The organism is Nocardioides abyssi, from assembly GCF_030412915.1.
Lineage (GTDB): Bacteria > Actinomycetota > Actinomycetes > Propionibacteriales > Nocardioidaceae > Nocardioides > Nocardioides abyssi.
In genome coordinates, this window is sequence record NZ_JAUHJR010000267.1 from 1 (window position 1) to 224 (window position 224).

The window sequence follows — 224 nt, forward strand, 5'->3', positions numbered from 1 at the left end:
GCGTACCTCAGGAAGTCCACCGCACGAGTCTACGGAGAAGCCGCAACGGGCCCGACCGACGTGATCCGGTGCACGGCGAAGGTGCGGACGTCGTCGCTGCGCTGGTCGTGGGCGGTCAGCGGCCCGCCCTCGACCGAGACCGGGTGGACGACCCGCTCGGTGGAGGTGCCGTGGTTGTCGACGTAGGAGATGACGACCGACGTGCGGGTCTCGACGGCCTCGCG

1 protein-coding gene is annotated in these 224 nt (G+C 70.5%); it reads right to left on the reverse strand.

All coding sequences use genetic code 11. From position 1 onward, the window contains the following. Positions 1-29: 29 nt before the first annotated feature. Positions 30-224 (reverse strand): WYL domain-containing protein (locus QWY29_RS20730; protein ID WP_300963099.1); only part of this gene is annotated, 195 nt, incomplete at its 5' end.